Below are 19,853 nucleotides of genomic sequence, written 5' to 3'. Positions count from 1 at the left end.
GTTTCCCGTCGCCCGGGCTGCCATACCCGCTCCGCCAACGGCATGATGCCGCCGATATCACACCGGGAACACACCATGCGCCTATTGTTGGTCGAAGATGATCGCGCCCTCGGCCAAGGCATCCGCGTCGCCCTGGGCAGCGAAGGCTACACCCTGGACTGGTTGCAGGACGGTGCCAGTGCGCTGCATGCGTTGTGCAGCGAAAGCTTCGATCTGTTGTTGCTCGACCTTGGCCTGCCACGCCTCGACGGCCTGGCCCTGCTGCGCCAACTGCGCGACAGGCAACAGAATCTGCCGGTATTGATCCTCACCGCCCGTGACGGCACCGCCGAGCGGATTGCCGGACTGGATGCCGGTGCTGACGACTACCTGATCAAACCCTTCGATGTCGAGGAGCTCAAGGCACGCATCCGTGCCTTGCTGCGGCGCAGCCAGGGCCGTGCGCAGCCGTTGCTGGAACATGCGGGCGTGTGTCTGGACCCTGTCGGCCAACAGGTCACCTGGCACGGCAACCCGGTGGTGGTGACGCCGATGGAGTACCAGTTGCTCCATCAGTTGTTGGCACGCCCCGGTAACGTGGTGACCCGCGAACGCTTGTCGCGGGCCCTGTATGGCTGGCAGGAAAAGGTTGAGAGCAACACCCTGGAAGTATTGATCCACAATCTGCGCAAAAAGCTCTCGACCGAGTTGATCCGCACGGTGCGAGGCGTCGGGTATGTGATGGAGCTCAAGCCATGACGTCGATACGCGCACGCATCCTGGTACCGGTACTCATCCTCGTCCTGTTGGGTGATGTGCTGATCAGTTGGCTGGTGCTGCGCGACAGCCACCACGAGATCGAAGAAGTGTATGACGCCCAGCTCGCGCAAAGTGCGCGCCTGCTGCAAGGCGTGCTGGCGCAGCGTGCGCCGGGTGACAACGATTGGAACCGGCTCTACCAGGCCTTCGACGACGCCATGAGCCGCGTGGGTGACACCGGAGCGGCGCACCCTTACGAAACGCGCCTGACGTTCCAGGTGTGGCGCAGTGACGGCCAGTTGCTGGTGCGTTCGGCCGAAGCCCCGCAACTGCAGGCGCCACCCGCGACCCTGGGCGCCCATGACCTGATGGACAACGGTAACGACTGGTGCGCCTTCCTGCTCAAGGACCCGCAACAAGGGCTGCTGATCTGGGTGGGCGAGCGCGATGACATCCGCCAGGATCTGATCCAGCGCATCGTCGGCCATACGCTGTGGCCCAGTGTGATTGGCGTGCCGCTGCTCGCCATCTTGATCTGGCTGACCATCGGCTGGGGGTTGCAGCCGTTGCGTGCCATGGCCCACACCATCCGTGGACGCAATACCGAAACCCTCAAGCCGCTCAACCTGCACCCCCTGCCCCACGACCTCGAACCCATGCAGACTGCGCTCAATCGCCTGTTGCAACAGATCGACAACCTGCTGGCGCGGGAACGACGTTTTATCGCCGATGCCGCCCATGAGTTGCGCACACCCTTGGCGATCCTGCGGATCCATGCGCAAAACGCACAGTTGGCCAGCACCCCAGGACAACGGGAGCAAGCACTGGAGTTTCTGATCAGTGCCGTAGACCGCGCCACGCGCATCGCCAGCCAATTGCTGACCATGGCGCGCATCGAGCCGCGCCTGGCCAACCCTGATCGATGCGACGTGGAACTGACCGCGCTGGTGCGTGAGGAACTGGCCGAACTGACCCCCCTGGCCCTGGCAAAGGGCATCGAGCTGACCCTCGACAGCGACCACCACTGCAAGGTCAAGACCGACCCCGTCGCCCTGGCCATCGCCCTGCAGAACCTGGTGACCAACGCGCTGAACTTCGCCCCGCGCGGCAGCGAGGTCCGCGTCCAGGTGCAGCCGCAGGCATCCGGGGCGGTGTACATCAGTATCGAGGACGCCGGCCCAGGCATCGACGAAGGTGAGTATGCGCGCCTGTTCGAACGGTTCTACAGCCGGGGGCATGCCAACGGCGCCGGATTGGGGCTGGCGATTGTGCAGATGATCGTCAGCAAGATCGGCAGCAGCCTGCAACTGTACAACCTGCCCCAGGGTGGGCTGTGCGCTGAACTGCGAATCAACGAGGGCGCGTCCGACTTGCCTGGTGGTCGTTGACATTTTTTTCATGTTTGCCCGCATAAGATCCCGGACCTCGTTGGGGAGTAGCCTGCTTGCGAGTCTTTCGCAAGCGTTCGTATCAACATTCTCGGCAACCTGCCGTGGTACGAACACCTTTTGGTTGGTGAGACCAGCGACACCTCCATGCCTAACGTCGGGCGTGTGGATGTGTCGTTGACTCATAGCCCGACTGGAAGATCGCCCGTGAACCCTTTTTCCCTCATTCTCCTGGCCCTGGCCATGTCCACGGATGCCTTTGCCGCCGCTATCGGCAAAGGCTCCAGCCTGCACAAACCACGCCTGAGCGAAGCCCTGCGCACCGGCTTGATTTTCGGTGTCATCGAAGCCATCACCCCGATTATCGGGTGGGTGATCGGCCAGGCCGCCACACGCTGGGTGGAGAGCTGGGACCACTGGATAGCCTTCACCTTACTCGTGCTGCTGGGCCTGCACATGATTTACAACGGCCTCAAGCACGAAGACGAGGCCAAAGAGAAAAACGGCCAGCATTCCTTCCTGGTCCTCGCCGTCACGGCGTTTGCCACCAGCATCGATGCCCTCGCGGTCGGCGTCGGCCTGGCGTTTGTCGATGTGAACATCTGGGTGGCGGCAGCGGCCATCGGCGTAGCGACCATGACCATGGTGACCATTGGCGTGATGCTCGGCCGAGTCCTTGGCACCCTGTTCGGTAAACGCGCAGAGATCGTGGGCGGCGTCGTACTGATGATCGTCGGTGCCACGATTCTGTATGAGCATCTGTCGGTCTGATCATCAACGTATCCTGGCAGAAAGGGGCCGACCGTCCCTTTCTACCGGCAACTTCTAACAACTAACCAACACTAAAATTACACTTTGGCAATATCTGCGCCATTAGACGTTTTTTTCACACGCCAGCCTCCGCGAGTCGTTAAAGTCAGCGCCATACAGACTCCTGAATACGTGTAGTTCTCTCGATGACATCCCCTGCGCCCCGTAACTCCTCCGCACGCCTGCCCCATTACTTAACAGTTGGAATACTTGCCACTGGCGCTCACTACATAACACTTTTGTTATTATTGACGGTTTTGCCAGCATTGTTTGCAACATTACTGGGGGCAATAGTCGGCACCGTCGTAAGTTATCAAGGTAACAAACGCTGGACATTCACAAAGTCTCGCCCGCCCGACACTTTTCAATGGCTGCGCTTTAGCATCACTGCCCTCGTCTACAACGGCATAAACCTGGCCTTGATGGCGTTCCTTCTGGAGCACTGGCCCCAGCGCCTATGGCTTATGCAGGTGATAACCACCTGCGCCCTGACGTTGATCACTTACCAAATCAACCAGCACTGGAGCTTTCGCCATGAATCTATTAAGAGCTGAGCGCCCCCCTCGTCCGATGCTCAGTGTGATTGTTTGTTGTTACAACGAAGCCAAAGTCCTGCCTTTTTTTCATAAGCGGCTAATGGCAGTACTTACAACACTCACCATTCGTTATGAAGTCGTGTATGTAAATGACGGCAGCCGCGATGAAACACTGACCCTGCTGGCAGACTATTGCCAGGCGCCTGGTGTCCGCTGCCTGAACCTGAGCCGTAACTTCGGCAAGGAAGCAGCCATGGTCGCCGGCATTGATTACGCAGGCGGCAATGCGCTGTTGTTTATTGATGCTGACTTACAAGACCCACCCGAACTTATTCCCTTGATGGTTCATCACTGGCTGACCGGCAGCGACATCGTCAATATGCAACGCCGCAGTCGCGTGTCTGATACGTCAAGCAAACGTATCAGTGCCCATCTCTACTACAAACTGATGAACTTCCTGGTCGACAAGTTTGATGTTCCTGCCGACGTCAGCGACTTCCGCCTGATTGGCCCCGCGCCCCTGGCAGCGTTGCGCGGCCTGCCAGAGCGCACACGATTCATGAAGGGCCTGGTCAGTTGGCTGGGGTTCAACACCATCGAGTTGCCCTACGACCGAGAGCCGCGCAGCGCCGGACTCAGCAAATGGGGGCCGCTGGCACTGATCGACCTTGGCATCGAAGGTGTATTGGCGCTGTCACGCAAACCGTTGCGTTGGTTCAGCCTGCTCAGCCTGGTGATTTTCATCGCGACCCTGGTCTTTATCATCTATCAGGTGAGCGCCAACACCTTCAACTCCCATCACGTGATCATGGGTATCGCCGCGTTCATCGCCCTGGGCATCGCGATGATCGGCGAATACCTGGGAGCCACGTTGAGCGAGGTCAGGCAGCGTCCCATCTACCTGCTCGACAACCTGCTCGGCGACGCCCCCGAACGACCGGAACGCGCCTGCCACACACACCCTCGCGAACAAGAAAACCACTGATGATTATGACGACCCGTACGCTATGGCTGGTATTGATCGCTATTTTGGGCCTGCGCCTGGCGAGCCTGGGGCTGTACCCGCTGATGGACACTTCAGAAGCTCGCTACGCGGAAATGGCGCGCAAGATGCTGGTACTCGGCAACTGGGTAACCCCGCTGTTCGAGCTGGATGTGCCTTTTTGGGGCAAGCCACCGCTGTCGTTCTGGAGCCAGGCGCTGGGCATGAAGCTGCTGGGCATCAATGAATTTGCCATTCGTTTTCCGGCCTGGCTGTTTCATGTCGCCAGTTGCCTGATCATCATCCGCTTTGCCCGTGAGCAGGTGGATGAAAAAACCGCCGTGCTGGCGGCGATTATCTTTTCCAGCTCGACCCTCGGCCTCTTGTCGGCGGGCGTGGTGTTGACGGATCCTGCTCTGAGTTTCTCGGTCCTTTTGGCCACCTACGGCTTTTGGCGCGGTGTAACCCAGGGAGATCGGCGTTGGGCATTGGCAGGGTTTGCCGGCCTGGGGCTCGGACTATTGGCGAAGGGGCCACTGGCGGTGGTCCTGGTCGCCATTCCTGCGGCAGTCTGGACACTCTACTACCGCCAGTGGCGCGCTTTCCTGCACTTGCCCTGGCTCAGCGGCATCGCGTTGATGCTGCTGGTCGCCGTGCCCTGGTACCTGATTGCCGAACAGCGCACACCTGGTTTCCTCGACTACTTCCTCGTCGGCGAGCACTGGAAGCGCTATGTAGTCAGCGATTGGGCCGGTGACTTGTACGGCAGTGCCCATGCCCGGCCCACTGGCGCTATCTGGCTGGATCTGTTGCTGGCCTTTTTCCCGTGGACGCTGCTGTTGCCCGCGCTTTACTTTGGCGTTCGCCGCGCGGCCCTGTCGGGACGCTACTACGTGTTCATCGCCCTATGGGCCCTGGCAACGCCGGCGTTTTTCACGTTCTCTGGCAATATCCTGTGGACATACTTGCTGCCGTCCCTGCCGGCATGGAGCCTGTTACTGGCCGGCGCGCTGAAACAGACATCCTGGAGTACCGGCAAAACTGTCGGTGGGCTGGGCCTGGCGTTGCTGCTGCCGGTGTTGCTGCCGATCGCCGCCATCGATGGCCGCTCCTTTGATCGGCCGAACAACCAGCGCGACCTCGCCAACGCCTGGCAGCAATTGCAGACCAGCGCACCTGGGAGCCTTTACTACTGGGGCCGCCGCTCCTATTCGGGAGAGTTCTATACCGACGGCGAGGCTCGCCAGGTCAAGGACTTGAGCACCCTGCCCGATGACCGTGCGTTCTACATCGCCCGCAGGGAACGTGACCTCAAGCGTGGTCTCCAGGGGTTGCAGCCGTTCAATTGCGTCGAACAGCTGCGTGCCAGCCAGAGTGTGTTGTTCCGATGTGATCCACGGGCCAATGCGCTGGGCGTTCGCCCCTGAGGCAAACCGGCGACGATCTGATCGCCTGCTGGCTTGTCCTGACAGCCCCAGGCGACCCTGTGTGGGAGCAAACCCACTCCCACACAGGTGCTTGATCTTGGGCACACCGCTGGAGCACGATGGCCTCCCTGAACCTTTAACGAAAGGAGTGTCGTTATGTTCCCGCTGGATATCTGGCTGACCTATACCGCTGCCTGCCTGTTGCTGGTGCTCTCCCCCGGCCCGGACAACCTCCTGGCTATCGCCAGGGGACTGAGCCAGGGCCCCATGGCGGCGGCCGTTTCGGGAGTGGCGTCGGGGACCGGGATTCTGTTTCACGTCGCCACGGCCTCCCTGGGCCTGACCCTGCTGATGCAGACATCTGCCGTGGCCTTCTGGGTGGTCAAGGTCATCGGCGCCAGCTACCTGCTGTGGCTGGGCATCAAGGTCTTGCGTTCGCGCAGCCTGATCAATTTCAAGCCTGCGGCGCGGCAACCGCTGAAAAACATCTTCCTCACCGGTTTCCTGTCAGCCGCGCTGAACCCCAAGCCTGGGTTGTTTGTACTCGCCTTTATTCCGCAGTTCGTCAACCCGTCATTGGGCTCGGTCACTGTGCAAATGATGGTGTACGGCGCCTGGTTCGCGGCAGTGACGGCCCTGGGTTTCGCGCTCATGGGAATTTTTGCGACACGCCTGTCGACATGGCTGCAACGCAAGCCAAAAGTCGTCAATGGCCTGAATGTGGGGGCCGGCCTGACTTTCGTCGCATCCGGGCTTTCAGTGGCGGCCCTCAGCCAAAAATAAACCGTCTCAAACACGCGCTGTATCCCGCCTGCCCCAATACCGTGTAGGTGCGAGCTTGCTCGCGCCTACCGTACCGGAGCCTTGTCCAATCAACTCATCGGCAGTGGTTTCGATTACCCTGCACGCCACAAACAGCACCACACCCGTAACAAGGACACTCCGTGAACCGAGACCAACTTGAGCAGAACCAGATCCCGATCTACTTCGTGGCGGTCATCATCGCCGCCGTCGGTGGCCTGCTCACCCCTCACGTCGCGCAGAAGCTAGGCGCCCTCGTCACCCCGGCAATTGCAGTGTTGATGTACGCGATGTTCCTGCAAATCCCGTTTCTGCAACTGCGCCAGGGCCTGGCCAACAAACGCTTCATCGCCGCATTGCTGCTGGCCAACTTTGTATTGATCCCCCTGCTCGTCTGGGCCATTACCCGCGGCCTGCACGATCAACCGGCGATCCTGATCGGCGCGCTCCTGGTGCTGTTGACGCCGTGCATCGACTACGTGGTGGTGTTTACCCATATCGGCAAAGGCGATGCCCGATTGACCCTGGCGGCCACGCCCTTGCTGCTGTTGCTGCAACTGGCGCTGCTGCCACTGTACCTGGCCCTGATTCCAGGCAATGAAACAGCGGTCGCAATCGCCATCGGCCCGTTTGTCGAGGCGTTTGTGCTGCTGATCGCCGTACCGTTGCTGCTGGCTGTGCTGACGAGTGCCGGGGCCGGTCGTTCGCCCTCTGTAGAACGCTGGAACGCAGGTTGGGCGTGGATGCCAGTGCCCGCCATGGCCGCGGTGTTGCTCGTGGTGATTGGCTCGCAGATCGCGTACGTGGCGCAGCAGATCGAGCAGTTACTGCCGTTGATCCCGGTGTACCTCGGTTTCATGTTGCTCGCCCCGGTGATTGGCGCCCTGACGGCCAGGGCCTTGCGCCTACCCGCCACAATGGCGCGCTCGGTCACCTTCAGCAGCGCCACCCGCAACTCGCTGGTGGTGCTGCCATTGGCGCTGGCCTTGCCGGAAGACCTGCGCGTGCTGGCCGCCGCGGCGATCATTACCCAGACCTTGATCGAGTTGGTGTTTGAGCTGATCTATATCCGGGTGATTCCAGCCCTGGTCTGGCGCAATCGCTAGGCTTGCGCCCGGGTCGCGCGCCAGCGCACCCAACATGGCCAACGCGGTTGCGCCACCGTGCGCGAGGCATGTTCGCTGGCAACGACCCAATCCCCCAATTCATGAGGCAGTCCTGAAGCAGGCAGGAAGACCTGCAGCATCCTTCACCCCCGGCGCACGGAACATAGGGCAACTGACGTATTTCGTTGCCGCTTGTGCAACGGTCTTTTGTCATCAGCGCTATTGATAGCTCCCTAACGAAAGCCCCATGCTAGAGGGCTTTCTCGGCGCTTATATCATTCCGGATGATAGTTACCTTTGTTTCATTCGATTCGTGAGATAGCACACTGCCAAGCATGATCCGCCCATCTCAAATACATTGGCGGATGCACCTCATGGAAAAGTCACTCAAACATTTGCGCTATCCCCTGGCCCTGTTGGCCGTGCTGGTGATGAGCGCATGCGGCAAGGCCCCCGAACAAGCAGCCGCCATGCCTGCCAGCAAAGTCAGCGTCGCCAAGGTCCTGGAACAACCGGTCAATGAATGGGACGAGTTCACCGGCCGCCTGGAGGCGCCGGAAACCGTACAGATTCGCCCACGGGTCTCAGGCCAGATCGACCAGGTAGCCTTCATCGAAGGCGCATTGGTAAAGAAAGGCGACCTGTTGTTCCAGATCGACCCGCGTCCGTTCCAGGCTGAAGTGCGACGCCTTGAAGCCCAGCTTCAACAAACCAGGGCCGCGGCTTCGCGCAGTGACAACGAGGCCCAGCGTGGCGAGCGCCTGCGCCAGAGCAATGCAATTTCCGCCGAGCTGGCCGACTCCCGGACCACCGCCGCCCAGGAAGCCCGCGCCGCCGTGGCCGGGATCCAGGCGCAACTGGACCTGGCCCGCCTGAACCTGAGCTTCACCCGCGTCACCTCGCCCATCAGTGGCCGTGTCAGCCGCGCGGCAATCACTGCCGGCAACCTGGTCACCGCCGATGTCACCGAGCTGACCAGCGTGGTCTCCACCGACAAGGTCTACGCCTACTTCGACGCCGATGAGCGCGTGTACCTCAAGTACACCGAACTGGCGCGCCAGGGCCGTCGCGGCGCCACCACCCCGGTGTACCTGGGCCTGTCCAACGAAGATGGCAACCCGCACCTGGGCCAAATGAACTTTGTCGACAACCAGGTCAACCCGGCCACCGGCACCATCCGTGGGCGTGCGGTGTTCGATAACAGCGACGGGCGCTTCACTCCCGGCCTGTATGCGCGCCTCAAGCTGGTCGGCAGCGGCACCTACTCCGCCGTACTGATCTCCGATGAAGCCGTGGGCACCGACTTGGGCAAGAAGTTTGTGCTGGTGATGGATGGCGACAACAAGACCGTCTACCGCGCTGTGGAACTGGGGCCCAAGATCGAAGGCTTGCGCATCGTGCGCAGCGGCCTGAGCAAGGACGACACCATTATTGTCAAGGGCCTGCAGCGAGTGCGCCCCGGATCGCCGGTTGTCCCGGAAACGATCCCGATGGCCAGCCAGGCCACCCTCGCCGCTTTGGCAAAACAACGACAAGCGCTTGAAGCCAGCAACCTGGAGCAAGTGGCGCCGGATAAAGCCGCGCCCAAACTCGCCAGTGTCGCGACTCCACGCGGTTAAGGGACTACACACAAGATGAATTTTTCCAAGTTCTTCATTTCGCGGCCGATCTTCGCAGCCGTGCTGTCGCTGCTGATCCTGATCGCCGGCGCGATCTCGCTGTTCCAGCTGCCGATCAGCGAATACCCGGAAGTGGTGCCGCCGACCGTGGTGGTGCGCGCCAACTTCCCGGGCGCCAACCCCAAAGTCATCGGTGAAACCGTAGCCGCGCCTCTGGAGCAGGCAATCACCGGTGTCGAGAACATGCTCTACATGTCCTCGCAATCGACCGCCGACGGCAAGATCACCCTGACCATCACCTTCGCCCTGGGCACCGACCTGGACAATGCGCAGGTGCAGGTGCAGAACCGGGTGACCCGTACCCAGCCCAAACTGCCGGAAGAAGTGACACGCATCGGTATCACCGTGGACAAGGCCTCCCCAGACCTGACCATGGTGGTGCACTTGACCTCACCGGACCAGCGTTACGACATGCTCTACCTGTCCAACTACGCGATCCTCAATATCAAGGATGAGCTGGCGCGCCTGGGCGGTGTCGGTGACGTGCAGTTGTTCGGCATGGGTGACTACTCGTTGCGCGTCTGGCTGGATCCAAACAAGACCGCCTCGCGCAACCTGACGGCCAGCGATGTGGTGGCCGCGATTCGCGAGCAGAACCGCCAGGTAGCCGCCGGCGCTCTGGGCGCGCCGCCTGCACCGAGTGCCACCAGCTTCCAGTTGTCAGTCAACACCCAGGGGCGCCTGGTGACCGAGGAGGAGTTCGAGAACATCATTATTCGCGCGGGCGATAACGGTGAAATCACTCGCCTCAAAGACATTGCCCGAATCGAACTGGGCTCCAGCCAGTATGCCTTGCGTTCCTTGCTCAACAACCAGCCGGCGGTGGCGCTTCCGATCTTCCAGCGACCGGGCTCCAACGCGATCCAGATCTCCAACGAAGTGCGCGACAAGATGGCGGAGCTGAAAAAGAGCTTCCCCGAAGGCATGGACTTCAGCATCGTCTATGACCCGACCATCTTCGTACGGGGTTCGATCGAAGCCGTGGTTCACACCCTGTTCGAAGCCCTGGTCCTGGTCGTGCTGGTGGTGATCCTGTTCCTGCAGACCTGGCGCGCCTCGATCATTCCGTTGGTGGCCGTGCCGGTATCCCTGATCGGCACCTTTGCGGTCATGCACCTGTTTGGCTTCTCGCTCAATGCCTTGTCGCTGTTCGGCCTGGTATTGGCCATCGGGATCGTGGTGGACGACGCCATCGTGGTGGTGGAGAACGTCGAACGTAATATCGAGCTGGGCCTTGAACCGTTCCCGGCCACCGAAAAAGCCATGAGCGAAGTGACTGGCCCGATCATTGCCACGGCGCTGGTGCTGTGTGCGGTGTTCATCCCGGCGGCATTTATCAGCGGCTTGACCGGGCAGTTCTACAAGCAGTTTGCCTTGACCATTGCGATTTCCACGGTGATCTCGGCGTTCAACTCGCTGACCTTGTCCCCTGCCCTGGCCGCCGTGTTGCTGCGCAGCCATGACGCACCGAAGGATCGCTTCTCCAAGGTGCTCGACAAGCTGTTCGGTGGCTGGTTGTTCCGCCCGTTCAACCGCTTCTTCGAGCGGGCCAGTGGTGGCTACGTCAGCACCGTGCGCCGGGTGATTCGCGGTAGCGGCATCGCATTGTTCCTGTATGCAGGCCTGATGGTCCTGACCTGGTTCGGTTTTGCCCATACCCCCACCGGCTTCGTCCCGGCCCAGGACAAGCAATACCTGGTGGCCTTCGCCCAACTGCCCGACGCTTCGAGCCTGGATCGCACCGAAGACGTGATCAAGCGCATGTCGGATATCGCCCTCAAGCAACCGGGCGTGGAGAGTGCCGTGGCCTTCCCCGGCCTGTCGATCAACGGCTTCACCAACAGCCCCAACAGCGGCATCGTGTTCGTGACCTTGAAACCTTTTGACGAGCGCAAGGGTGCAGGCATGTCTGCCGGTGAAATCGCGGGCGCCCTGAACGGCAAGTACGCCGATATCCAGGAAGCCTACATGGCGATCTTCCCGCCGCCGCCGGTACAGGGCCTGGGCACCATTGGCGGGTTCCGCCTGCAAGTCGAAGACCGTGGCAACCTGGGCTACGAGGAACTGTACAAAGAAGTGCAGAACGTCATCGCCAAGAGCCACAACGTGCCGGAACTGTTTGGCCTGTTCACCAGCTACACGGTCAACGTGCCCCAGGTCGATGCAGCCATCGACCGTGAAAAGGCCAAGACCCATGGCGTGGCGATCAGCGATATCTTCGATACCCTGCAGATCTACCTGGGTTCGTTGTATACCAACGACTTCAACCGCTTTGGCCGCACCTACCAGGTCAACGTACAGGCCGAACAACAGTTCCGCCTTGAAGACGAGCAGATCGGCCAGTTGAAAGTGCGCAACAACAAGGGCGAGATGATCCCGCTGGCGACCTTTATCAAGGTCAGCGACACCTCGGGACCGGATCGCGTGATGCACTACAACGGTTTTATCACCGCCGAGATCAATGGCAACGCGGCACCCGGCTACAGCTCGGGCCAGGCTCAGGCAGCGATCGAAAAACTGCTCAAAGAAGAACTGCCCAACGGCATGACCTACGAGTGGACCGACCTGACCTATCAGCAAATCCTCTCGGGCAATACCGCGCTGTTTGTGTTCCCGCTCTGCGTACTGCTGGCGTTCCTCGTGCTGGCCGCCCAATACGAAAGCTGGAGCCTGCCACTGGCGGTGATCCTGATCGTACCGATGACCCTGCTGTCGGCCATCACCGGGGTGATTCTGTCCGGCGGCGACAACAACATCTTCACCCAGATCGGCTTGATCGTCCTGGTGGGGCTGGCCTGTAAGAACGCGATTCTGATCGTCGAATTCGCCAAGGATAAACAGCAAGAAGGCCTCGACCCGCTGGCAGCGGTACTGGAAGCCTGCCGCCTGCGTCTGCGGCCGATTCTGATGACCTCGTTCGCCTTCATCATGGGCGTGGTGCCTCTGGTGCTCTCCAGCGGTGCCGGTGCCGAGATGCGTCACGCCATGGGTGTGGCGGTGTTCTCCGGGATGATCGGGGTGACCTTCTTCGGCCTGTTGCTGACGCCGGTGTTCTACGTGTTGATCCGCCGTTATGTGGAACGCAGCCAAGCGCGTAAAGCGGCCAAGGCCTTGAAGCTGGAGACACAGCAATGAGTGTGAAAGTATTCCTGCCGAGCCTGTTGGTACTGGCGCTCGCCGCCTGTGCCGTCGGCCCGGACTATAAAACCCAGCCGTTGGAGGCGGCCCCTATCACGTCCGCCGCCGATGCCAAGCAGTACGACCACGCCAAGTTCGAAGGCATCTGGTGGCAGCAGTTCGAGGACCCGACCCTTAACCAGTTGGTCGTCCAATCGCTGAGCGGCAACCGTGACCTGCGGGTAGCGTTTGCCCGCCTGCGGGCGGCCCGGGCGATTCGCGATGACGCCAGCAATGACGCGATGCCGACCATCACCAGCCGCGCCAGCAGCGATTTGGCCAAGGGCCAGATCCCCGGCCAGAGCACCCGCCGGGTCAATAGCGAACGCTATGACCTGGGCCTGGACATGGCCTGGGAGCTGGACCTGTTTGGCCGTATCCAGCGCAACCTGGAAGCCAGCGACGCCGACCAGCAGGCGGCCGAAGCCGACCTCTATCAACTGCAAGTCAGCATGATTGCCGAACTGGTGGACGCCTACGGCCAACTGCGCGGCGCGCAACTGCGGGAAAAAATCGCCCTGGCCAACCTGAAGAACCAGCAGGATTCGCGCACCATCACCGAAAGCCTGCGTGACGCCGGGGTCGGTGACCAGTTGGATGTAGTACGCGCCGATGCCCGTCTGGCAGCGGTCGAAGCCAGCGTGCCGCAATTGCAGGCCGAACAAGTGCGCGAGCGCAATCGCATCGCCACCCTGCTCGGCCAGCGCCCGGACACACTCAACGTGGACCTGAGCCCGGCCGAGTTGCCAGCGATTGCCAAAGCCTTGCCGATTGGTGATCCAGGGCAATTGCTGCAACGGCGCCCGGACATTCTCAGCGCCGAACGCAGATTGGCAGCGGCCACCGCACGTATCGGCGTGGCCAAGGCCGACCTGTTTCCACGGGTCAGCCTCAGCGGCTTCCTTGGGTTTACCGCAGGCCGGGGCTCGCAGATCGGCTCATCCGCCGCCAATGCCTGGGCCCTGGGTCCGAGCATCACCTGGGCAGCCTTTGACCTGGGCAGTGTACGCGCCCGTTTGCGCGGCGCCGATGCCGAGGCCGATGGCGCCCTGGCCACCTATGAGCAGCAAGTACTGCTGGCATTGGAAGAGTCAGAAAACGCCTTCAGCGACTACGGCAAACGCCAGCAACGCCTGGTTTCCCTTATCCGTCAAAGCGAATCCAGCCGGGCTGCGGCCGATCTCGCCGAAATTCGCTACCGCGAAGGCACTGCCGACTTCCTCGTACTGCTCGACGCCCAGCGTGAACGCCTGCTCGCCGAAGACGCCCAGGCCCTGGCCGAGGTGGACCTGTATCGCGGCATCGTGGCGATCTACAAGGCATTGGGTGGCGGCTGGCAACCAGAAACCACCGTCGCCAGCCTCAAGTAACGTAAAGAGCTCCTTTGGTTGGTCGCATCCAGCCAATTTTTAGCCCCGTGGTCCATTCGGTCATGGGGCTTTTTTTGCCTGTTTGAAGCCCGTCAAACACGTAGCTCAGGCCGCACAGATCAAAGGTGGGAGCTGTCGAGCCCCCGGCGAGGCAGCGCCTGGTTTCGTTGCGCCGATCTGACTCAGTTGGCTTCAGTGAGAATCAAGCTGCGGTAATGCCCTGGATTGGAGCCCGACCACTTGCGAAAGGCCTTGTAGAACGAGCTGGCGTCGGCAAAACCCAGGCGGCTGGCGATCTCGGCAAAGCTGATGTCGGCCTCGGCCAACCAGACAATCGCCAGCTCTTTGCGCACGCTGTCCTTGAGCCCTTGATACGTCTGCCCCTCTTCGGCCAGGCGCCGACGCAAGGTGGAGGCGGACATGCACAACTGATGGGCCAGGCTTTCGGTTTCCGGCCACAGCTGGGCCGGACGCTGGCGCAGGTCATGCTTGATGCGCATCGCCAGGCTGTCTGGGTCGCGGTATTTGACCAGGATATTGGCCGGCGCCTGGGCCAGGAAGCGCTTGAGTTCCTCCTGGCTGCGCTTGACCGGCAGGTCGAGGCAGTCGGCCGAGAAGATCATCCGGGTGCGGGGCCGGTCAAAGCGCAGATTGTCGGAGAACATCACCTGGTAATCATCACAAAACGCCGGCTGTGCGCCGCGCAGTTCGATGGCCAGGATCGGGATACGCCGGCCAGCCAGCCAGCAGGCAACGCCGTGGACGATCATCCAGTAGCAAAAATAGGTGAACGCCCGTCGCGGTTCGGGCTCGGGCTCCAGCAGCACAATTTCCGCCAGGCTTTGCTGGCGTACCAATTGGGCGGGCAGGTGTTCAAGCATCAGCGACAGAAAGCCCAGGCCGGTTTCCAGGGCCTCGCCCAAGGTGGGCTGGGCCATCGAAGCGCGACACAGAAACGCCAGGCTGCCGGACTTCAACTTGCGCGGGTCCATGCCAAAGAACTCATCATCCCGACGCCGGGCCAACAAGCGCCAGAGCCGCGCGTACGCCAGCGCCGGGACCCGGGCGGCGGGCTGCGCCAACAAGGCGGGGTCGATCCCGACTTTGTTCAGGGCCTCCCGCGTCGCTGCACCGGGGGCGCAGCTTTGCAACAGGGCTTCGCCAACCAGGTGGATGGAGATTGTGTCTTTTTCCGACATGGGCAAGGGCTCAATCTTGTAGGTCGGCCATTGTAGGAGCGTGTTGGCCTGTAAGGAACAGAGGGGCCCGGCATTTCGCATATCCGTGTAGGAGCCGGCTTGCCGGCGATTGCGGTCTGTCAGGCAACGATGAGGCGCTATCGCCGGCAAGCCGGCTCCTACAGGGCTTAGGGCGGCATTTAGAGGGCTGTTCAGTCGCTGTTCAGAAAACGTCAAGATCCGCTGTTTAGTAATGAGTATCATTATGTTACAACTTAGCACCCTAACTAATTACGTTGCGGTGCCCGATGCTTGTCCCCTTTCTCATCATGCTGCGCGAAGGCATTGAAGCTGCATTGATCGTTGGCATTATCGCCAGCTACCTGCAACAGACCGGCCGCGGCCAATGGATGCCAGCGGTGTGGATCGGGGTGTTTCTCGCCGCCGCCCTGGCCCTGCTGGTCGGTGGCGGCCTGGAACTGGTCAGCGCCGAATTCCCGCAAAAACAACAGGAACTGTTCGAAGGCATCGTTGGCCTGCTGGCCGTAGGCATCCTCAGTTCCATGGTGTTCTGGATGCGCAAGGTCGCACGCTCGATCAAACATTCCCTGCACCAATCCCTGGATCACGCCTTGGCCGGCTCGCGCAACCAGGTCATCGCACTGATCGCCATGGTGTTTTTCGCCGTAGCCCGCGAAGGCCTGGAAACGGTGTTCTTCCTGTTGGCCGTCTTCCAGCAGAGCGAAGGCCCCGCTGCCCCCATCGGCGCCCTGCTCGGCCTGGTACTGGCGATTATCGTGGGCGTGCTGATCTACAGCGGCAGCATGCGTCTGAACCTCGGTGCGTTCTTTCGCTGGACCGGGTTGTTCATCCTGGTGGTGGCCGCCGGCATCCTCGCCAACTCGGTGCAGGCCCTGCATGAAGCCGGGGTGTGGAACCACTTGCAGAGCGTGCTGTTCGATTTCAGTGCCACTCTGCCGATGGATGGCCCGCTGGGCTCAGTGCTGGCTGGCATGCTCGGCTATCAAGACGCGCCGACCGTCAGCACCCTGGGTGCCTACCTGATTTACCTGGCGGTGGCGTTGGTGATGTTCTTCATGCCCACCGCGCCAGCCACCCCCTCTTCCGTTTCCAGCCAGTAAGGTTGTCCTTTGCCAAACCAAGCCCCTGCCTCGCCACCCCGCGCCTTGCGCTGGGCGCTAGCCGGCTCGGTGATCGTGATGATCGCCGCCGGTGGTCTGTTCTATTACGCCGCCCAATTGGCCGCCGCCAAACGCCTGGTCAATCACAATGAAATCCCCGTGATCATCCACGCCCATGCCTGCGAGCCCAATGCCCTGACGGTGCCGGCAGGCCGCGCGAGCTTTCGCATCATCAACCGTTCGGATCGTGCGGTGGAGTGGGAAATTCTCGATGGCGTACTGGTGCTCGAGGAGCGCGAAAACATTGCCCCCGGCCTGAGCCAGCTGATCAACGCCAACCTGCCGCCGGGCGACTACACCATCACCTGCGGCCTGCTGAGCAACCCCCGTGGCACCCTGCATGTGACACCGACTGCCGAGTCCGACGCTCAGGCCAGAGCCAAGCCGTCGATGGTTGCCTTTATCGGCCCGCTGTCGGAGTTTCGCGTGTATCTGAGCAGCCAGGGCGGCGCCTTGATCAAGGCCGTCAATGCCCTCGAACAGGCAATTGCCGCCGGCGACCTCACACAAGCCCAGTCCCTGTACCTGCCGGCGCGCGAGGCCTACCAACGACTGGCCCCGGCGGCCCAGCGCCTGGCCGAGCTGGACAATGCGATCAATGCCCGTGCCGATTATTTCGAAAAGCGCGAACAAGACCCGGCCTTCAGCGGCTTCCATCGCCTGGAGTACGGTCTGTTCGCGCAACACAGCCTCGACGGCCTGGGCCCCATTGCCCAGCGCCTGCTGGCCGATGTCACTGCCCTCAAGCAGCAGTTGCTCGCGCAATCGCTGCCGCCCGAGCAACTGCTGAGCATCCTGGTGCGCAACCTCAACAGCCTGGCCGATGTACGCGCCACCACTGGTGAGGAGGAGCGTTACAGCCACCTCGACCTGAACGGCTTCGCCGCGAACCTTGCGGTGACGCGCAAGGTGCTGGACCTGATGCGGCCGTTGTTGGCCAAGTCCGCCACGGCTCTGTTACCGGGGATCGATAGCGCGGTCAACACCTTCGCGGCGCAACTCGACAGCCTGCAGGTCGATGGCCACTACCGCACCTATGACAGCGTTACCGCCGATCAGCGTCAGCAGATCGCCGAAAAGGCCAAGGTTCTGGCCGCCGCACTCGATGGAATCGACCCAGCCCTTGGCCTTTCCGGCCTTAAGTGAAGACGACCGACTAGATGAGCGACTCAGAACAGTTCAACGCCCAGCGCCGCCGTGTGTTGCTGGGCATGGCCGCCACTGGCGCGGCGATTGCCGGCAGCAGCCTCAGTTGTCCGGCCATGGCGGCAGCCCAGGTCACTGCCGCGCCCAGCAGCGAGAAAACCCAGGACCACCATGCCTTCCACGGCAAGCACCAGAGTGGCATCGTCACCCCGCGCCCGGCCTGCGGGATGCTGGTGGCGTTCGATGTCTTGGCCAGCGACCGCGAGGACCTGGAGCGGCTGTTTCGCACCCTCAACGAGCGCATCGGCTTTTTGATGACCGGCGGCAGCGTGCCGCAAGTCGACCCGAAACTACCGCCCACCGACTCCGGGATTCTCGGCCCGGTGGTCACCCCGGATAACCTGACGATTACCGTATCGGTGGGCGAGTCGCTGTTCGATGAGCGTTTCGGCCTGGCGGGCGCCAAGCCCAGACGCTTGGTTCGTATGGTCGGCTTCCCCAACGACGCTCTGGAGCCGGCGCAGTGCCACGGGGACCTGAGCCTGCAGTTCAGCGCCAACACGCCCGACACCAATATCCACGCCCTGCGCGATATCGTGAAAAACCTGCCGGACCTGTTGCTGGTGCGCTGGAAACAGGAAGGCAGCGTACCGCCCCAGGCGCCTGCCCGGGCCGGGCAACCGGCACAGAGTGCGCGCAATTTCCTGGGTTTTCGCGACGGCTCGGCCAACCCGGACTCCACCGACACAAAAGCCATGGACCAACTGGTCTGGGTCCAACCCGGCAGTGACGAGCCCGCCTGGGCCGCCAATGGCAGCTACCAGGCCGTGCGAATCATCCGCAATTTCGTCGAGCGCTGGGACCGCACGCCCTTGCAGGAACAAGAAAGCATCATCGGCCGGGTCAAGGCCAGCGGCGCGCCCATGGGCGGTCACAGCGAAGCCCAGGTGCCCGACTACCGCAACGACCCAGAAGGCAAACTGACCAAGCTCGATGCGCACATCCGCCTGGCCAACCCGCGCACTGCCGCAACCCAGGCCAACCTGATCCTGCGCCGGCCGTTCAACTACTCCAACGGCGTGAACAAGAACGGCCAGTTGGACATGGGCCTGTTGTTTATCTGCTATCAGGCAGACCTGGAGAAAGGCTTCATTACCGTGCAGACCCGGCTCAATGGCGAACCCCTGGAGGAATACCTCAAGCCGGTGGGCGGCGGGTACTTCTTCACGCTGCCGGGCGTCACCGGGCCCAGGGATTTCATCGGTCGCACCTTGCTGCACGCCACTGCCAACACTTAAAACCCAGTCCACAGCGGAAACCGCCCCATGAAAAAGTCGTCTCTCGCGTTGTTGTTGACCCTTTCTCCGCTCGCCGCCTTTGCCGCGCCGGCGCCCCTGGACCTGGTAGGCCCGGTGTCGGACTACAAGATCTACGTCACCGACAAGATCGATGAACTGGTAACCCAGACCCAGGCTTTCACCGATGCCGTGAAAAAAGGCGACCTGGCCACTGCAAAAAAACTCTACGCCCCCACCCGCGTGCACTACGAGGCCATCGAGCCCATCGCTGAGTTGTTCAGCGACCTCGACGCCTCGATCGACTCCCGGGTCGACGATCACGAAAAAGGTGTGAAGGCCGAGGATTTCACCGGGTTCCACCGTATTGAATACAGCCTGTTTGCCGAGCACAGCACCCAGGGCCTGGGCCCCCTCGCCGATGGCTTGAGCAAAGACGTCAAGGATCTGCAAGCCCGCGTCGCCGGCCTGACCTTCCCGCCAGAGAAAGTCGTCGGTGGCGCTGCCGCATTGCTCGAAGAAGTGGCCGCTACCAAGATCTCCGGCGAGGAAGACCGCTACAGCCACACCGACCTGTATGACTTCCAGGGCAATATTGACGGGGCGAAGAAGATCGTCGACCTGTTCCGCGGGCAGATCGAGCAGCAGGACAAGGTGTTCTTGGCCAAGGTCGACAAAAACTTCGCCACGGTGGACACCGTCCTGGCCAAGTACAAGACGGCCGATGGCGGCTTTGAAACCTATGACAAGGTCAAGGAAAACGACCGTAAGGCCCTGGTCGGACCGGTCAATACCCTGGCCGAAGACCTCTCGACCCTGCGCGGCAAGTTGGGGTTGAACTGACAGGTCGCCATCGCCGGCAAGCCGGCTCCTACATTTGATTTGTGGCGTGGCCAATACTTCTGCCCGACCGAGAACCCCTGTAGGAGCCGGCTTGCCGGCGATGGCGGTCTGTCAGCCAGCAGAAAAGGTACAAGCCCGCACACCGCTGTAGACCCCTATCATCTCGGTTAATCGC

Annotated in this window: 16 protein-coding genes and 1 riboswitch; of the genes, 15 read left to right on the top strand and 1 reads right to left on the bottom strand. The window is 61.5% G+C overall.

The annotated features are described in order from the left end of the window. Nucleotides 1-75: 75 nt before the first annotated feature. From HZ99_RS02760 to HZ99_RS02710, 11 genes are all read left to right on the top strand, one after another. Nucleotides 76-738, top strand: a complete 663-nt coding sequence (locus HZ99_RS02760; RefSeq protein WP_038441207.1) for a response regulator — start codon at nt 76-78, stop codon at nt 736-738. Continuing rightward, nucleotides 735-2,126 carry an ATP-binding protein gene (locus HZ99_RS02755; protein WP_038441205.1) on the top strand — a complete coding sequence of 464 codons (1,392 nt, stop codon included), beginning with the start codon at nt 735-737 and terminating at the stop codon, nt 2,124-2,126. The genes HZ99_RS02760 and HZ99_RS02755 overlap by 4 nt, the downstream gene beginning before the upstream one ends. 30 nt (nt 2,127-2,156) lie before the next feature. Next, a riboswitch (yybP-ykoY riboswitch) is annotated at nt 2,157-2,328 on the top strand. Between the two features lie 5 nt (nt 2,329-2,333). Then, the gene (gene mntP / locus HZ99_RS02750) at nt 2,334-2,897 is read left to right on the top strand and encodes a manganese efflux pump MntP (RefSeq protein WP_038441204.1); all 564 of its coding nucleotides are present in this window, start codon (nt 2,334-2,336) and stop codon (nt 2,895-2,897) included. A 185-nt stretch (nt 2,898-3,082) separates the two neighbouring features. Further along, entirely contained in the window at nt 3,083-3,490 is a 408-nt protein-coding gene (locus HZ99_RS02745; RefSeq protein ID WP_080727651.1) for a GtrA family protein, read from the top strand. Continuing rightward, nucleotides 3,471-4,457, top strand: coding sequence for a glycosyltransferase family 2 protein (locus tag HZ99_RS02740; protein WP_309544533.1), 987 nt, complete (start codon nt 3,471-3,473; stop codon nt 4,455-4,457). Before HZ99_RS02745 ends, HZ99_RS02740 begins: the two co-directional genes overlap by 20 nt. Further along, complete coding sequence (locus tag HZ99_RS02735; RefSeq protein WP_235205557.1) at nt 4,457-5,881, top strand: ArnT family glycosyltransferase; 1,425 nt, start codon at nt 4,457-4,459, stop codon at nt 5,879-5,881. Before HZ99_RS02740 ends, HZ99_RS02735 begins: the two co-directional genes overlap by 1 nt. A 156-nt stretch (nt 5,882-6,037) precedes the next feature. After that, nucleotides 6,038-6,664, top strand: a complete 627-nt coding sequence (locus HZ99_RS02730; RefSeq protein WP_038441199.1) for a LysE family translocator — start codon at nt 6,038-6,040, stop codon at nt 6,662-6,664. Between the two features lie 161 nt (nt 6,665-6,825). Next, nucleotides 6,826-7,788 (top strand): arsenic resistance protein, encoded by a 963-nt coding sequence (locus tag HZ99_RS02725; protein ID WP_038441198.1) that lies wholly within the window; start codon nt 6,826-6,828, stop codon nt 7,786-7,788. 374 nt (nt 7,789-8,162) lie between these two features. Continuing rightward, the gene (mexE, locus tag HZ99_RS02720; RefSeq protein ID WP_038447804.1) at nt 8,163-9,407 is read left to right on the top strand and encodes a multidrug efflux RND transporter periplasmic adaptor subunit MexE; all 1,245 of its coding nucleotides are present in this window, start codon (nt 8,163-8,165) and stop codon (nt 9,405-9,407) included. Nucleotides 9,408-9,422: 15 nt separating this feature from the next. After that, nucleotides 9,423-12,602: an efflux RND transporter permease subunit gene (locus HZ99_RS02715; RefSeq protein WP_038441197.1), complete on the top strand. Its 3,180-nt coding sequence runs from the start codon at nt 9,423-9,425 to the stop codon at nt 12,600-12,602. Then, nucleotides 12,599-14,014, top strand: coding sequence for an efflux transporter outer membrane subunit (locus tag HZ99_RS02710; protein ID WP_038441196.1), 1,416 nt, complete (start codon nt 12,599-12,601; stop codon nt 14,012-14,014). The genes HZ99_RS02715 and HZ99_RS02710 overlap by 4 nt, the downstream gene beginning before the upstream one ends. Nucleotides 14,015-14,196: 182 nt before the next feature. Here the strand turns inward: HZ99_RS02710 and HZ99_RS02705 are convergent, their stop codons facing one another. Continuing rightward, nucleotides 14,197-15,213 carry an AraC family transcriptional regulator gene (locus HZ99_RS02705; protein WP_038441194.1) on the bottom strand — a complete coding sequence of 339 codons (1,017 nt, stop codon included), beginning with the start codon at nt 15,211-15,213 and terminating at the stop codon, nt 14,197-14,199. 287 nt (nt 15,214-15,500) lie between these two features. Here HZ99_RS02705 and efeU point away from each other — a divergent pair, with 287 nt between their 5' ends. The 4 genes from efeU to efeO (HZ99_RS02685) are packed head-to-tail and all read left to right on the top strand — an operon-like array spanning nt 15,501 to nt 19,678. Beyond that, nucleotides 15,501-16,334 carry an iron uptake transporter permease EfeU gene (efeU, locus tag HZ99_RS02700; RefSeq protein WP_038441192.1) on the top strand — a complete coding sequence of 278 codons (834 nt, stop codon included), beginning with the start codon at nt 15,501-15,503 and terminating at the stop codon, nt 16,332-16,334. Between the two features lie 9 nt (nt 16,335-16,343). Continuing rightward, complete coding sequence (efeO, locus tag HZ99_RS02695; protein ID WP_038441191.1) at nt 16,344-17,540, top strand: iron uptake system protein EfeO; 1,197 nt, start codon at nt 16,344-16,346, stop codon at nt 17,538-17,540. Nucleotides 17,541-17,554: 14 nt separating this feature from the next. Continuing rightward, nucleotides 17,555-18,838 carry an iron uptake transporter deferrochelatase/peroxidase subunit gene (gene efeB / locus HZ99_RS02690; protein WP_038441189.1) on the top strand — a complete coding sequence of 428 codons (1,284 nt, stop codon included), beginning with the start codon at nt 17,555-17,557 and terminating at the stop codon, nt 18,836-18,838. Between the two features lie 27 nt (nt 18,839-18,865). Next, the gene (gene efeO, locus HZ99_RS02685; protein WP_038441186.1) at nt 18,866-19,678 is read left to right on the top strand and encodes an iron uptake system protein EfeO; all 813 of its coding nucleotides are present in this window, start codon (nt 18,866-18,868) and stop codon (nt 19,676-19,678) included. Nucleotides 19,679-19,853 lie beyond the last annotated feature (175 nt).

Origin of the sequence: Pseudomonas fluorescens (assembly GCF_000730425.1) — a bacterium.
Lineage (GTDB): Bacteria > Pseudomonadota > Gammaproteobacteria > Pseudomonadales > Pseudomonadaceae > Aquipseudomonas > Aquipseudomonas fluorescens_X.
This window is presented reverse-complemented; position numbering and strand designations above follow the sequence as displayed.